Origin of the sequence: Pseudomonas sessilinigenes, assembly GCF_003850565.1 — a bacterium.
Taxonomy (GTDB): domain Bacteria; phylum Pseudomonadota; class Gammaproteobacteria; order Pseudomonadales; family Pseudomonadaceae; genus Aquipseudomonas; species Aquipseudomonas sessilinigenes.
On the sequence record NZ_CP027706.1, the window covers coordinates 5,775,829 to 5,790,605 of the forward strand.

At 65.2% G+C, this 14,777-nt stretch carries 15 protein-coding genes; 9 read left to right on the top strand and 6 right to left on the bottom strand.

The genetic code is table 11. The annotated features are described in order from the left end of the window. Nucleotides 1-26: 26 nt before the first annotated feature. The 5 genes from hpaD (at nucleotide 27) to hpaI (ending at nucleotide 4,384) form a co-directional block, all read left to right on the top strand. On the top strand, nucleotides 27-884 hold the full coding sequence (hpaD, locus tag C4K39_RS26440) for a 3,4-dihydroxyphenylacetate 2,3-dioxygenase (protein ID WP_053130720.1): 858 nt from the start codon (nucleotides 27-29) through the stop codon (nucleotides 882-884). Between the two features lie 134 nt (nucleotides 885-1,018). Then, nucleotides 1,019-1,405, top strand: coding sequence for a tautomerase family protein (locus C4K39_RS26445; protein ID WP_068588180.1), 387 nt, complete (start codon nucleotides 1,019-1,021; stop codon nucleotides 1,403-1,405). A 54-nt stretch (nucleotides 1,406-1,459) separates the two neighbouring features. Beyond that, nucleotides 1,460-2,767 carry an MFS transporter gene (locus tag C4K39_RS26450; RefSeq protein WP_124347811.1) on the top strand — a complete coding sequence of 436 codons (1,308 nt, stop codon included), beginning with the start codon at nucleotides 1,460-1,462 and terminating at the stop codon, nucleotides 2,765-2,767. 2 nt (nucleotides 2,768-2,769) lie between these two features. Beyond that, the gene (gene hpaH / locus C4K39_RS26455; RefSeq protein ID WP_124347812.1) at nucleotides 2,770-3,573 is read left to right on the top strand and encodes a 2-oxo-hept-4-ene-1,7-dioate hydratase; all 804 of its coding nucleotides are present in this window, start codon (nucleotides 2,770-2,772) and stop codon (nucleotides 3,571-3,573) included. Nucleotides 3,574-3,583: 10 nt separating this feature from the next. Next, nucleotides 3,584-4,384, top strand: coding sequence for a 4-hydroxy-2-oxoheptanedioate aldolase (gene hpaI, locus C4K39_RS26460; RefSeq protein WP_124347813.1), 801 nt, complete (start codon nucleotides 3,584-3,586; stop codon nucleotides 4,382-4,384). 172 nt (nucleotides 4,385-4,556) lie between these two features. Here the strand turns inward: hpaI and C4K39_RS26465 are convergent, their stop codons facing one another. Beyond that, nucleotides 4,557-5,708: a glycerate kinase gene (locus C4K39_RS26465; RefSeq protein WP_124347814.1), complete on the bottom strand. Its 1,152-nt coding sequence runs from the start codon at nucleotides 5,706-5,708 to the stop codon at nucleotides 4,557-4,559. 167 nt (nucleotides 5,709-5,875) lie between these two features. Beyond that, complete coding sequence (locus tag C4K39_RS26470) at nucleotides 5,876-6,997, bottom strand: sugar diacid recognition domain-containing protein (RefSeq protein WP_068588167.1); 1,122 nt, start codon at nucleotides 6,995-6,997, stop codon at nucleotides 5,876-5,878. Nucleotides 6,998-7,188: 191 nt separating this feature from the next. Here C4K39_RS26470 and C4K39_RS26475 point away from each other — a divergent pair, with 191 nt between their 5' ends. Continuing rightward, nucleotides 7,189-8,499, top strand: coding sequence for an MFS transporter (locus C4K39_RS26475; RefSeq protein WP_124347815.1), 1,311 nt, complete (start codon nucleotides 7,189-7,191; stop codon nucleotides 8,497-8,499). Nucleotides 8,500-8,562: 63 nt separating this feature from the next. Here the strand turns inward: C4K39_RS26475 and C4K39_RS26480 are convergent, their stop codons facing one another. Together C4K39_RS26480 and C4K39_RS26485 are read right to left on the bottom strand one after the other, a co-directional pair. Continuing rightward, nucleotides 8,563-8,973, bottom strand: a complete 411-nt coding sequence (locus C4K39_RS26480; RefSeq protein WP_124347816.1) for a VOC family protein — start codon at nucleotides 8,971-8,973, stop codon at nucleotides 8,563-8,565. Further along, nucleotides 8,970-9,701, bottom strand: a complete 732-nt coding sequence (locus tag C4K39_RS26485) for an SDR family oxidoreductase (protein ID WP_124347817.1) — start codon at nucleotides 9,699-9,701, stop codon at nucleotides 8,970-8,972. Before C4K39_RS26485 ends, C4K39_RS26480 begins: the two co-directional genes overlap by 4 nt. A gap of 100 nt (nucleotides 9,702-9,801) precedes the next feature. On the opposite strand from C4K39_RS26485, the gene C4K39_RS26490 reads away from it, so the two are divergent. The 3 genes from C4K39_RS26490 to rarD all read left to right on the top strand — a co-directional run bounded on the left by C4K39_RS26490 (nucleotide 9,802) and on the right by rarD (nucleotide 12,875). Continuing rightward, the gene (locus C4K39_RS26490; RefSeq protein WP_124347818.1) at nucleotides 9,802-10,701 is read left to right on the top strand and encodes a LysR family transcriptional regulator; all 900 of its coding nucleotides are present in this window, start codon (nucleotides 9,802-9,804) and stop codon (nucleotides 10,699-10,701) included. 92 nt (nucleotides 10,702-10,793) lie between these two features. Continuing rightward, on the top strand, nucleotides 10,794-11,807 hold the full coding sequence (locus tag C4K39_RS26495; protein ID WP_124347819.1) for an aldo/keto reductase: 1,014 nt from the start codon (nucleotides 10,794-10,796) through the stop codon (nucleotides 11,805-11,807). A gap of 186 nt (nucleotides 11,808-11,993) precedes the next feature. Then, entirely contained in the window at nucleotides 11,994-12,875 is an 882-nt protein-coding gene (gene rarD, locus C4K39_RS26500) for an EamA family transporter RarD (RefSeq protein WP_124347820.1), read from the top strand. Between the two features lie 99 nt (nucleotides 12,876-12,974). Here the strand turns inward: rarD and hpaR are convergent, their stop codons facing one another. Further along, nucleotides 12,975-13,397, bottom strand: coding sequence for a homoprotocatechuate degradation operon regulator HpaR (hpaR, locus tag C4K39_RS26505; protein WP_068588147.1), 423 nt, complete (start codon nucleotides 13,395-13,397; stop codon nucleotides 12,975-12,977). Nucleotides 13,398-13,525: 128 nt separating this feature from the next. Next, complete coding sequence (gene hppD, locus C4K39_RS26510) at nucleotides 13,526-14,602, bottom strand: 4-hydroxyphenylpyruvate dioxygenase (protein ID WP_022639100.1); 1,077 nt, start codon at nucleotides 14,600-14,602, stop codon at nucleotides 13,526-13,528. Nucleotides 14,603-14,777 lie beyond the last annotated feature (175 nt).

The window sequence follows — 14,777 nt, forward strand, 5'->3', positions numbered from 1 at the left end:
CAATAAGATGTTTCAGGAGAAGCACCATGGGCGAAGTCGTCATGGCCGCCAAGGTCTGCCACGTTCCATCGATGTACCTGTCCGAGTTGCCGGGCAAGCACCACGGCTGCCGCGAGGCGGCCATCGCCGGGCACAAGGAAATCGCTCGCCGGGCCCGGGCCCTGGGCGCCGACACCGCGGTGGTGTTCGATGTGCACTGGCTGGTCAACAGCGGCTACCACATCAATTGCGGCGAGGTGTTCAACGGCACCTACACCAGCAACGAGCTGCCGCATTTTATCAAGAACATGACCTACGACTACCCGGGCTGCCCGGCGCTGGGGGAGTTGATCGCCGCCGAGGCCAACGCCGCCGACGTGCGTACCCTGGCCCATAACATCCCCAGCCTGGAGCTGGAGTACGGGACCCTGGTGCCCATGCGCTACATGCACATGGACGTGCCCGCCGCCGAGCATTTCCAGGTGGTGTCCATCGCCGCCTGGTGCGCCTGGCACAAGCTGGCCGACAGCTTCACCTTCGGCGCCGCCGTGCGCCGGGCCATCGAGAAGAGCGACCGCAAGGTCCTGGTGCTGGCCTCCGGCTCCCTGTCCCACCGGTTTTCCGATGACCGCGAGGCCGAGGCCAACATCCACAACTGGACCCGGGAATTCGACAAGCAGGTCGACCAGCGCGTGGTGGAGTTGTGGCAGCAGGGCCGCTTCCGCGAGTTCTGCGCGATGCTCCCCGACTACGCCGAGCACTGCTATGGCGAAGGCAAGATGCACGACACGGCGATGCTCCTCGGGCTGCTGGGCGGCCCCGAGTACAACCGCCCGGCCGAGATCGTCACGCCGCTGTTCGGCAGCTCCGGCACCGGCCAGATCAACGCCATTTTTCCGTTGTGAAGGCAGCGACAAGCTTCTAGCTACGAGCTGCAAGAAAACGCCAAGAGCAGCGGTGAGCCGCGAGCCCCAGCCACAGGAGATCCCTCTTGCAGCTTGCGGCTTGCCACTTGCCGCTGCCCACAAAGGAGGTTCCCGTGCCGCATTTCATCGCTGAATACACCGACAACATCGAAGCCCAGGCCGATCTGCCGGGGCTGTTCGAAAAGGTCCACGACTACCTGGGCGCCAGTGGCGTGTTCCCCCTGGGTGGCATCCGCAGCCGCGGGGTGCGCCTGGACACCTGGCGCATGGCCGACGGCAAGCATGACTACGCCTTCGTCCATATGCGCCTGCAAGTGGGGGCCGGGCGCGACCTTGAAACCCGGCGCCAGGTGGCCGAGGGCCTGTTCGAGATCATCAAGGCGCACTTCGCCCAATTGCAGGCCCAGCGCTTGCTGGCCCTGTCGTTCGAGATGAGCGAGCTGGAGGCCGAGCTCAACTTCAAGCACAACAACGTCCACGCCTTCCTCAAGTCGCTGTAGCCGCCGTAACCCACGGCTTGCGCAACCCACAAGAACAACAACGAGGCCACGCCCATGTCCCGCCCTGCCATTGCCCAGGCCCCGCTGGCCGAGGCCAACGATTGCTATCGCAAGATCACCTGGCGCCTGATGCCATTGCTGTTCGTCTGCTACATCTTCGCCCACCTGGACCGGATCAACATCGGCTTTGCCAAGTTGCAGATGACCCAGGACCTGGGCTTCAGCGACAGCGTCTACGGCCTGGGCGCCGGGTTGTTCTTCATCGCCTACGCGCTGTTCGGCGTGCCCAGCAACCTGGCCCTGGAGCGGGTCGGGCCACGGCGCTGGATCGCCCTGCTGATGCTGGTCTGGGGGCTGTTGTCCAGCGCGCTGATGCTGGTTCAGGACGCCTGGGGTTTCTATGTACTGCGCTTCTTGCTGGGGGTGGCCGAGGCCGGCTTCTTTCCCGGCATCCTGGTGCTGCTCAACCGCTGGTTCCCGGCCGGCCGCCGTGGCCAGGCCACCGCGCTGTTCGCCATCGCCGTGCCCATGGCCGGGGTCCTGGGCGGCCCGCTGTCGGGCTGGATCCTGGAGAACTTCCATGACCGGGGCGGCTTGCGCGGCTGGCAATGGATGTTTTTGATCGAGGGCCTGCCGGTGGTGCTGCTCGGGCTGCTGGTGCTCAAGGCATTGCCGGACAGCATCGACCAGGCCACATGGCTCAGCGCCGCGCAAAAGGCCTGGTTGCACAAGGCCCAGCAGCAAGAGGAGCAGCGCAAATCCATCAACCGCTTCAGCGACATCCTCAAGGACCGCCACGCCTGGCTGCTGGTGGGCATCTATTTCGCGGTGATGCTGGCGGTCAACACCATCGCCTTCTGGATGCCGACCCTGATCCACCATTCCGGTGTGGCCGGGGACAGCGACGTCGGCCTGCTCAGCGCCCTGCCCTACCTGGCTGGCTGCCTGTTCATGCTGGCGGTCGGCCGCTCCTCGGACCACCTGCGCGAACGCCGCTGGCACCTGGCCGTGCCACTGCTGATGGCCTGCCTGGGTTTGGCGCTGACCGCCCTGGCGCCACAGAACCCCTGGCTGGTGATGTTCGGCCTGGTGGTGGCGGGCATGGGCGCCAGCGCCGCATTGCCGATGTTCTGGCAACTGCCACCGGCCTTTCTGGCCAGCAATACCCAGGCGGCGGGCATCGCCCTGATCAGTTCCTTCGGCAGCGTCGCGGCCTTCCTCGCGCCTTACCTGATCGGCGTGGTGCGTGACGCCACCCAAAGCGCCAGCCTGGCGCTGTATGCCCTGGCTCTGCTGATCGCCCTGGGCGCCTGGCTGGTGCTCTGGGTACCGGCCCCTATCGTCAATCCACAAGAGAAATGAACATGCTCAGCCCCTCCGACATCCAACAGGCCGCGGCGCGCCTCGACGCCGCCGAACGCAGCCGCGAACAGATCGGCCAGCTGTCCCTGGAATACCCGAACATCCGCATCGAGGATGCCTATGCGATCCAGCGCAGCTGGGTGGAACGCAAGATCCGCGACGGCCGCCGGCTGGTGGGCCACAAGATCGGCCTCACCTCCCGGGCGATGCAGGTGTCGTCGAACATCAGCGAGCCGGACTTCGGCGCCCTGCTGGACGACATGCTGTTCGAGGAAGGCAGTGACATTCCCTTCCAGCGCTTCATCGTGCCGCGGGTCGAGGTGGAGCTGGCGTTCATCCTCGGCAAGCCCCTCAAGGGCCCCGGCTGCACCCTGTTCGATGTACTGGAAGCCACCGACTGGGTGATCCCGGCGCTGGAGATCATCGACGCGCGCATCCAGCAGGTAGACCCGCAGACCCAGGCCACGCGCAAGGTCTTCGATACCATTTCCGACAACGCCGCCAACGCCGGGGTGGTGATGGGTGGCCGGGCCGTGCGCCCCGGCGACGTGGACCTGCGCAAGGTGCCGGCGGTGCTGTACCGCAATGGTGTGATCGAAGAGTCCGGGGTCTCGGCCGCGGTGCTCAACCACCCGGCCAAGGGCGTGGCCTGGCTGGCCAACAAGCTGGCAGCCTACGACGTCGGCCTGGAAGCCGGGCAGATCATCCTTGGCGGCTCGTTCACCCGTCCGGTGGCCGCACGCCCGGGGGATGTATTCCACGTCGACTACGACCAACTGGGCAGCATCGCCTGCCGTTTCGTCTGAGGAGAACGCCATGGACATGCCGCAGAACCTGTTCAAGCAACGCCTGCAAGGCAGCGAGCCACAGATCGGCCTGTGGCTGGGCCTGGCCAATGCCTACTGCGCCGAGCTGGCGGCCAATGCCGGTTTCGACTGGCTGCTGCTGGACGGCGAGCACGCCCCCAACGACCTGCGCAGCTTGCTGGGGCAATTGCAGGCCATCGCCCCCTACGGCGCCCACGGCATCGTCCGCCCGCCGATCGGCGATACCGCGCTGATCAAGCAGTTGCTGGATATCGGTGCCCAGACCCTGTTGGTGCCCATGGTCGAAAGCGCGGCCCAGGCGCGCCAGCTGGTCAGCGCCATGCGTTATCCGCCCCAGGGCATTCGCGGGGTCGGCAGCGCCCTGGCCCGGGCCTCACGCTGGAACAGCATCCCCGGCTACCTGGACCAGGCCGACGAACACATGTGCCTGCTGGTGCAGATCGAGAACCTGGAGGGCTTGCGCAACCTGGACGAGATCGTCCGGGTGGAGGGGGTCGACGGGGTCTTCATCGGCCCGGCCGACCTGTCGGCGGCCATGGGTCATCGCGGCAATCCCGGACATCCCCAGGTGGTCGCGGCGATCGAGGACGCCATCCTGCGGGTGCGCCAGGCCGGCAAGGCCGCGGGCATCCTCAGTGCCGACCAGGGCCTGGCCCGGCGCTGCATCGAGCTGGGGGCCAACTTCGTCGCGGTGGGGGTCGATACCACGGTGCTGATGAAGGGCTTGCAGAACCTGGCCGGGCAGTACAAGGCCCAGGACGCCCCCAGCAGCGAGGGTGGGGTCTACTGAGCGGGGCTTGCGCTAGCAGACCGTTGAAAATCTACCTGCGTTGCCATCGCTGCGTTGAAAACAGGCTGGTGCGCCAGCCCGGTCAAAATGCTCATTTACCACATGTAAATTGCGCTTTTTCGCCTGTTTTCGCCTTGCGCTGGCTGCCTCGCCTACATTTTTCAACGGCCTGTTAGACACTGGCCTGGCGGGTAGCGGCCAGGCGCCAGAGCCGGGCGATGTCCGCCGCCCGCTCGCGCAACAATCGCGGGGCCTCGGCGCAGGCCTGTTCCAGGCTCATGGGCCCGGAGGTCAGGGCGAAGGCCGCGTCCACGCCATGGGCATACATCTGCTGGTAGCCCTCGCCGAGGGTGCCGGCGATGACGATCACCGGCACCCCCTGCTGGCGAGCGATCCGTGCCACGCCGAAGGGCGTCTTGCCACGCAGGGTCTGGGCATCGAAGCGTCCTTCGCCAGTGATTACCAGGTCGGCGCCACGCACCGCCTGTTCCAGCCCTACCAGCTCGGCGACCACTTCCACCCCGGGGCGGAACCTCGCGCCGAGAAACGCCTTGGCGGCGAATCCCAGGCCACCGGCGGCGCCACTACCGGGTTCGTCACGCACGTCCCTGGGCAGCACCTGGGCGCAGAGATCGGCAAAGTGCCCCAGTGCCTGGTCCAGGGCCTGGACCTGCTGCGCCGAGGCGCCCTTTTGCGGGCCGAAGATGGCCGAGGCCCCCTGCTCGCCACACAGTGGGTTGTTGACGTCGGCGGCGATCTCGAAACGCACCTGGGCCAGGCGCGGGTCCATGGCATCGAGCTCGATGCTGGCCAGGTCGGCCAGGGCCAGGCCACCCCGGGGCAGCACCTGGCCCCGACGGTCCAGCAGCTTGAGCCCCAGGGCTTGCAGGGCTCCAGCCCCGCCGTCGTTGGTGGCGCTGCCGCCGATGGCCAGGATGATGCGCCGGGCGCCGGCGTCCAGGGCCGCCTGGATCAATTCACCGGTACCGAAGGTGCTGCTGTGGCAGGCATCGCGCTGGCCTGGCGGCACCAGTTGCAGGCCACTGGCCTCGGCCATTTCGATGATCGCCGTGTGGCTCGATGCCAGCCAGCCCCAGCGGGCCTGCACTTCGCTACCCAGCGGGCCCTGGACCCGGGTGCTGCGCAGTTGCCCCTGGCATGCGGCGAGTACCGACTCCACCGTGCCCTCGCCACCATCGGCCATCGGGCACTGCAGCACCTGGGCTTCGGGCCAGGCCTCGACCAGCCCCTGGGCGATGGCCTGGGCCACGCCTTCGGCACTCAGGCTGTCCTTGAACGAGTCGGGGGCGATGATGATCTTCATGGGGCTATCTCCGGTTCTTGTGGCGCCATGCTGCCATTTGCCGCAGCGGCTGACGCCAGTCCGCTGCACAAGGACGCAGGCACTTTATTGTTCATTGCTACAACCCGCGCAGTCGGGATGATGGGGCTGCGACCGGGGACGCAGCACCCGTAATACCGGCACCGCCGTTATTCAGGAGGGAATTGGGAGGCGGGTTGCTGGGGTAGCAGTTGCACGGCCAGGTACAGCGAGAGCATGCCGTCCAGGCGTAAAGGGTCGACGCCACTGAGTTCGGTGATGCGCTCCATGCGATAGCGCAGGCTGTTACGGTGGATGCCCAAGGCATCGGCACAGGCCTGGCTCTGGCCGTCGTGGTCGCACCAACTGCGCAGGGTCGCGATCAACTGGCCATTGCTGTCCTTGGCCAGGACCTTGCGCAAAGGGCTGAGCAGCTCGTCCAGGGCATCGTCGTTGCGATGGCGCCAGAGCATGACCGGCAAGCGGTAGCGATCCAGGGTCAACACCCGGGTATCCGGCAGGATGTCGCGACCGTAGGCCAGCAGGTCGCCCACCCGGCGATAGCAGCGACGCAGCCCGGGCAGGCCATCGGCCTGCCCGCCCACGGCCACCCGCACGATGCTCCAACCCTGGCTGGCGAGCTTTTCCAGCAACCGCGGGTTGTCCAGGCTCAGGGTCGCCGGTCGACACCAGAGCAGCGAGGTCTGCGCCGCGCTGACGCACCAGCTGTCCGGGTAACGCGACAGCAGCCAGGCACTGAGGGCTTCGACGTTCTGCCCCGGGGCGAGCTCGAACAGATAAGGCGTACGCGCCAGTTGTGGCTTGAGTCCCATTTGCCGGGCCTCATCCACCAGGCGCGGCGAGTCGCCCCCCTCGCCCAGCAGCAATGCCAGCAGATCGTCGCAACGTTGGCGCCGCCATTGCTGCTCGGCCTGCTGATGGCGCTGGCTCACCAGCATCTCGGCGGTCATGCGCACCAGCTCGGCATAGGTACGCAACAGCGCTGGATCGCCGGTGATGCCCAGCACGCCGATCAGGCGCTGGTCGTGCAGCAACGGCAGGTTGATCCCCGGCTGCACGCCCTTGAGCCGGCATGCGGTAGGTTCGTCGATCTCCACCACGCGGCCGTTGGCCAGCACCAGTTGTGCACCTTCGTGGCGGGTGTTGATACGTTCCGGCTCGCCGCTGCCGAGGATCAGGCCCTGGCTGTCCATGACATTGACGTTATAAGGCAGGATGGCCATCGTGCGGTCGACGATGTCCTGGGCCAGGTCATGATCGAGTTCGAACATAGGGGGATGATCCTTGAGGCTGATGCGACTAAGACGGGACTGCAAACCGTACGGCGTTGTTCGCTGGCACAGGCCCTGAAACCATTCGCTGTGCGCCGGCACAAAGACAGCGGCACCGGGGTGGCCGAGACTCTCAGGGCGGTCAACGTTACCCTTGCACCGTGAAAAATCATAATAAAGAGAGACACACCATGTCACACAGAGCCGCTGCCGCACTGGCCCAGGCTGACGACAAGAATGCCGTCTACAAGCGCATCACCCTGCGCCTGATCCCCTTCATCTTCATCTGCTACCTGTTCAACTACCTGGACCGGGTCAACGTCGGCTTCGCCAAGTTGCAGATGCTCGACGCCCTGAAATTCAGTGAAACGGTCTACGGCCTGGGCGCCGGGATCTTCTTCATCGGCTACGTGCTGTGCGGCGTGCCCAGCAACCTGGCGCTGACCCGCTTCGGCCCGCGGCGCTGGATCGCCCTGATGATGATCGCCTGGGGCACGCTGTCCACCTGCCTGCTGTTCGTCACTACGCCGACCCAGTTCTACACCCTGCGCCTGTTCACCGGCGCTGCCGAAGCCGGCTTCTTCCCTGGCGTGGTGCTGTACCTGTCGCAGTGGTTCCCGACCTTCCGCCGTGGCCGGATCATGGCCCTGTTCATGTCGGCGATCCCGGTCTCGGGCCTTTTGGGCAGCCCGTTCTCCGGCTGGATCCTCAACCACTTCGCCGCAGGCCAGGGCGGCCTCGCCGGCTGGCAGTGGATGTTCCTGCTGCAAGGCATTCCGACGGTGGTGCTGGGTGCCCTGGCGTACTTCCTGCTCAGCGACGGCTTCGCCCACGCCAAGTGGCTGAGCCCGGCCGAGCGTGCGGTGCTGGAGGCCGACCAGGCCGAAGACGCCGCCAACCAGCCCAAGACTGCCAGCGACTCCCTGGCCCAGGTGTTCAAGAACCCGGCGATCTGGGCCTTCGGCCTGGTCTACTTCTGCATCCAGAGCGGGGTCTACGCCATCAACTTCTGGCTGCCGTCAATCATCAAGAACCTCGGTTTTGCCGATAACCTGGTGATCGGCTGGCTCAGCGCGATTCCCTACCTGCTGGCGGCCGTGTTCATGCTGCTGGTGGGACGTTCGGCGGACCTGAACAAGGAGCGCCGCTGGCACCTGGTGGTGCCGATGCTGATGGGCGCCGTGGGGCTGCTGATCGCGGTGAACTTCGCCGCCAACCCGGCCATCGCCATCCTCGGCCTGAGCATCGCCACCATGGGTGCCCTCACCGGCCTGCCGATGTTCTGGCCAGTGCCTACGGCGCTGCTCAGCGCCGGGGCGGCTGCCGGTGGCCTGGCATTGATCAACTCCATGGGCCAGATGGCCGGTTTCCTCAGCCCCTACATCGTCGGCTGGGTCAAGGACAGCACTGGTTCCACCGATGCCGCCTTGTACCTGCTGGCGGCCGTGATCGTCGCCGGCGCCCTGTTGGCCCTGCGCATGACCCGTACCTTGCATCGCTGAGCCCCGGCTGCGGCAAAAGCCCGTTCGAGCATCGGCTGGAACGGGCTTTTTTCGTGGTGGGGGTCAGTCCGGTGCGCCAGGGTGCAGGGCGTAATCATGACTGCTGGCCAACGCCCCCGATGCCGGGGCATCCAGTTCCAGCACCAGGCCCCCGGGCAGGCGCACGAAGATCTGCCAGAGGCCATCTTCCGGCACCTGCGCCACCTGGTGCTCAAGACCGCTGGCCTGCACCCGCAGCAAGACCGCTGCGGCGGCCTCCTGGGTGCTGAAGGCGATATGGCTCAGCTGTGGCGTGGGGCAAGCGTCCTGCTCGATGACATGCACCAGCGCCTGATCATCCTGGTACAGCCAGCGCCCGGGGAACGGAAACGGCGGACGGCGGCCCGCATGCAGCCCCAGTAGTTCGGCAAAGGCCTCAGGCAGCGTCGAGCCACCATCGGTGTTGAAGGCCAGGTGGTCGAAGCGCCAGTTCACAACAGGCCTCCGCCGTCGACATCGATCAGGCTGCCGTTGATGAAGCCGTTCTCCATGGCCAGGATGAAAGCCGCCGCCACCTCCCCCGGCTCCCCGACCCGGCCGACCGGCAAGCTCGCGGCCGCCTTGGCGAACATCGCCGCGCGGGCATCGGCGGACATGCCAGCGTAGGCCTCGGTATCGGTGATCCCCGGGCTGATGACGTTCACCCGCCGTGGCGCCAGCTCCTTGGCCAGGTGCTTGCCCAGGGCATCGAGGGCGGCATTGAGGGTGGTCTTGAGTACCTGCCCGGGGACCATCTTGCGCGACAACATGCCCGAGGTCAGGCTGATGCTGCCCCGGGCCGCCAGGTACGGCAGTGCAGCCTGCACGGCCCGCCATACGCCCCAGAACTTGACCTCGAAAGCCCGCTGGGCATCGTGCAGGTCGGTGTCGGCCAAGGGTTTGGGAACGATGGCCGGACCGGCGCTGATCACCAAGTGCTCGAAGGCGCCCACGGCCTGGAACAAGGCCTCCAGGCTGGCGCTGTCGGTGATGTCCACGCTCAGCGCCCGGGCCGACTCCGGCAGGCGTGCCTGCTGGCGCTGCAAGGCCTTAAGATCGCGCCCGGCCAGCACTACCCGGGCGCCACGGGCGGCGGCCTGGTGCGCCACGGCGGCGCCGATGCCACTGCCGGCCCCGATGACCACGACGGTCTGCTGGTGCAAGCCTGGATTGGAAAGAGTCATTGCGATCACCTGTTGTGAAGGAAAGGAATTACATCTTCACAGCTTGCCAATCGGAGAAAAATCCGCTTAAAACGCAAAGATCTTTAAAGGATTTTTATCAATGAGCTCGATCCTCGACCTGGAGATCTTCGTTCGCATCGCCGACGAAGGCAGTATTTCCGCAGCGGCGCGTAGCCTCGGCATCACCGCGGCGGCCGCCAGCATTGCCTTGAAGCGCTTGGAAACCCGCCTGGGCAGTCGCCTGCTGGCCCGTTCCACCCGCAGCCTGCGCCTGACCCCGGAGGGCCGCCGCTACCTGGACAGCGTGCGCCTGGCCCTGGCCACCCTGGAGGATGGCGAACAGGCGCTCAGGCAGCAGGGCCAGGGCCTATGCGGCGTGCTGCAGCTGTCGGCCCCTTCGGATTTCGGGCGCAACGCGTTGCTGCCCTGGCTCGACGAGTTCAAGAACCAGCACCCGCAACTGCGCCTGCAACTGCAGCTCAACGACCGCCATGCCGACCTGTTCCGCGAGAGCGTGGATGTGGCCCTGCGCTTTGGCGTGCCCGGGGATTCCAGCCTGGTGGCCCTGCCGATCCTGGCCGTGCATCACCGGGTGGTCTGCGCCAGCCCGCAGTACCTGGCCCGCCATGGCACACCGCAAGTGCCCGAGGACCTGGCCGGGCACAGCGCCCTGCTCTACCTGCGCGACGGCCAGCTCTACGACCTCTGGCGCTTCAGCCGGGACGACCAGGTGCGCGAGGTCCAGGTGCGCGGCGACTACGCGTGCGACGACGGCGAGGTGGCCCGTCGCTGGGCCCTCGCCGGCCATGGCCTGGTCTACAAGGCCCGACTGGATGTGGCCGAGGACCTTCGCGCCGGGCGCCTGGTGCCGCTGCTCACGGACTGGCAAGGGGAGCCACTGCCCTTCAACCTGCTGTGCCCGCATCGCTTGCAGGTGTCCGAGCGGGTGCGCCTGCTGCACGGGTTCCTGGTCCAGCGCTGTCGTGAACTGTGTCCATGACAGGCATTGCCCTGGTAGGTGGTTCTGGTATTTGATGCTCGGTCCCAACGGCCAAAACTCCGGCCACCTCTCTAGCACAAGGACTTCGCACCATGAGCTATCGCCTCCTCGGCCACTCCGGCCTCAAGGTTTCCAGCCTGACCCTGGGCACCATGATGTTCGGTGAGCAGACCAGCACCGAAGACTCGCTGCGCATCATCGACAAGGCCTGGGACCAAGGGATCAACTTCATCGATACCGCTGACGTCTATACCCAGGGCCGCTCCGAGGAAATCGTCGGTGAAGCCATCGCCAGGCATCGCCATGAGTGGGTCCTGGCCTCCAAGGTCGGCTTCGGCCCCACGGACGGCGTGCCCAACCGCAGCGGCCTGAGCCGCAAGCACATCTTCAATGCCATCGAAGCCAGCCTGACGCGACTGGGTACCGATTACCTGGATATCTACTACCTGCACCGCGAGGACCACGGCACGCCGCTGGAGGTGAGCATCGCGGCCATTGGCGACCTGCTGCGCCAGGGCAAGATCCGCCACTGGGGGCTGTCCAACTATCGGGGCTGGCGGATCGCCGACGCGGTACGCATTGCCGACCAGTTGGGTGTGGAGCGCCCGATCGTCAGCCAACCCTTGTACAACATCGTCAATCGCCAGGCCGAGGCCGAGCAGATCACCGCAGCCCGTGCCTATGGCCTGGGGGTGGTGCCCTACAGCCCGCTGGCCCGCGGCGTGCTCAGTGGCAAGTACGCACCCGATGCGGCCCCGGACAGCGGCAGCCGGGCCGGGCGCCAGGACAAGCGCATCCTGGAGACCGAATGGCGCGTGGAGTCCCTGCGCATTGCCCAGCAGATCCAGCAATACGCCCAGGGCCGAGGGGTCGGGATCGTCGAGTTCGCCATTGCCTGGGTGCTGAACAACCAGGCCGTGAGCTCAGCCATCGTCGGCCCTCGCACCGAGGCCCAGTGGGATACCTATACCCAGGCCCTGGCTGTACAGATCAGTGCCGAGGACGAGGCCTTCATCGATTCCCTGGTCACGCCGGGGCACGCTTCGACCCCAGGGTTCAACGATGTCAGCCACTTCGTCCCGGGACGCTTCGCCCGCCTGGACTGAGCCGCGCCAGTGGCAGCGCAAGGGTCGCCACCGGCGGCTTCCGAGCGCTGCCTGTGGCACAAACGAAACAATATCCCTCGGGGATGTCGCAAACAGAGCAAAAATTTCGCGCCAAACCCTCTATATTGCCCCCGCTTATTTCCCCTACTCCGTGCGCGCTGCGCATCCGGGTCTTACGAGGACAGTGTGTCGAAAGGTATTGCGTTATCGGTCTTGGCGTCGGTGCTGTTTGCCGTCATGTATTTCTATACGTCGCTGCTGGCTCCCCTCACCGGGGTGGAGATCTTTGGTTGGCGAATGCTCCTCACCCTCCCCTGCATGACCGTGTTCATGCTGTTGACCGGTGAATGGCGACGGGTCGGCGAAGTGTTGCGCCGGGTACGCGACACTCCAGTCATGGCCCTGGCGCTGCTGTTGTCCTCGGCCCTGGTGGGTGTGCAGTTGTGGTTGTTCATGTGGGCACCGCTCAACGGCTACAGCCTGGATGTGTCCCAAGGCTACTTCCTGCTGCCGCTGACGATGATCCTCACCGGACGCATCGTCTACGGCGAACACCTGTCCTGGTTGCAGAAGGTCGCCGCGTTCCTGGCGTGCGTCGGCGTACTCAACGAGCTGTACCAGGTGGGCAGTTTCTCCTGGGCGACCCTGGTGGTGGCGGTGGGTTACCCACTGTATTTCGTCTTGCGCCGGCGCTTGCAAAGCGATCATTTGGGCGGCCTGTGGCTGGACATGGCGTTGTTGATACCGGTGGCGCTGTGGTTCGTGCAAAGCGGTGAACAAGGCTTCGCCGTGCTGGAGGCCTACCCCCGCCTGTACCTGTTGATTCCCTTGTTGGGCCTGATCAGCGCCTCGGCCCTGGTGTGCTACATCATCGCCAGCCGCCAGCTGGCCTTCAGCCTGTTCGGCCTGCTCAGCTACGTGGAGCCGGTGCTCCTGCTGTGCGTGGCGCTGCTGCTGGGAGAAAGCATCAAGGATAGGCAATGGCTGACGTACGTGCCGATCTGGCTGGCGGTAGTGGTGCTGATCATCGAGGGCGCACGCCATCTGCTGCGCCAGCGTCGCAGGTGATGCTCTTGAAGGTGGGTAAAAGAGCCTGGGGCAAGGCCCCGAGGGCCCTCGTGCAGTCCCGCCCTGACTGAAGCACGGCCACGGCCGTGCCAAGCTTCGTCAGGGTTTGATCTGCTTCAGTTCGTTGAGCAGGGCCAGCAGGGCCTGCATCTTGTCTTCGCCGAACTGCTGCTGGATCCTCTGGTAGTTGACCTCCATGTCGTCGCTCATCGACTCGAAGCAGGTGTGGCCCCTCTCGGTCAGGGTAATGAACAGGCGGCGCTGGTCTTCCGGGGATTTGCGCCGACTGACGTATTCGTCACGCTCCAGGCGGGTCAGCACTCCGGTCATGCTCGGCGGCAGGATGCAGGCCATCTTCGCCAGCTGGTGACTCTCCAGTTCGCCGTTCTGGCGCAGGATGCGAATCACCCGCCATTGCTGCTCGGTCAGGTCGTGCTGGTTCAGGGAAGGACGGAAAAACGCCATGGCGGCCTCACGGGCCTGTAGCAGGGTCAGGGTCAGGGAAGGTCTGGGTGTTTTCATCGCGGCACAGGTCAGGGCTGGGAAACAAAGGCGAGAACATTAACACATTCACAATCGCCAACCGACAGGCAAAACAAAGCCCGGCCAGGAAAGACCTGGCCGGGCTCTGGATTCAGGCCTTGTGGGGATTACTCGGTAGCGAGCACACCACGACGTACCTGGTCGCGTTCGATCGATTCGAACAGCGCCTTGAAGTTGCCCTCGCCGAAGCCATCGTCGCCTTTACGCTGGATGAATTCGAAGAACACCGGGCCCATCAGGGTTTCCGAGAAGATCTGCAGCAGCAGGCGCTTGTCTTCTTTATCCGACGCACCGTCGAGCAGGATGCCGCGCGATTGCAGTTGATCAACCGGCTCGCCGTGGTTTGGCAGGCGACCTTCGAGCATTTCGTAGTAGGTATCAGGCGGTGCGGTCATGAAGCGCATGCCGATCTTCTTCAGGGCGTCCCAGGTCTTGACCAGGTCGTCGGTGAGGAAGGCCACGTGCTGGATGCCTTCGCCGTTGAACTGCATCAGGAACTCTTCGATCTGGCCTGCGCCCTTGGACGATTCCTCGTTCAGCGGGATGCGGATCATGCCGTCCGGAGCGGTCATGGCCTTGGAAGTCAGGCCGGTGTACTCGCCCTTGATGTCGAAGTAGCGGATCTCGCGGAAGTTGAACAGCTTCTCGTAGAAACCGGCCCAGTAGGCCATGCGCCCGCGATACACGTTGTGGGTCAGGTGGTCGATGATCTTCAGGCCCGCACCTGGTGGGTTGCGGTCCACGCCTTCGAGGAACACGAAGTCGATGTCATAGATCGAGCTGCCTTCGCCGTAGCGGTCGATCAGGTACAACGGCGCGCCGCCGATGCCCTTGATCGCCGGCAGGTTCAGCTCCATCGGGCCGGTGGCGACGTGGATCGGCTGCGCACCCAGTTCCAGGGCGCGGGCGTAGGCCTGCTGGGCGTTCTTGACGCGGAACGCCATGCCGCATACCGACGGGCCGTGTTCTGCGGCGAAGTAGGAAGCGATGCTGTGGGGTTCGTTGTTGAGGATCAGGTTGATCGCGCCTTGGCGATACAGGTGCACGTCTTTTGAACGATGGGTCGCGACTTTGGTGAAACCCATGATCTCGAAGATCGGCTCGAGGGTATTGGGGGTGGGCGATGCGAATTCGATGAATTCAAAGCCCATCAGGCCCATCGGGTTTTCAAAGATATCTGCCATGGTTGGCGCCTCATCATATTTTTAGAATTAACGGAACGTTAGTTGTTATCAATGCTGAGGAAGGCAGGTGGTGCGCAGGAAATGCCCCGCACGCTGCGCGCGAGGAAGTCACCATAGATGAGTTGGAATCCGAGAATCTTCATATCGGTCCTGTCTTGCCGGCTGGCCAGGCTTC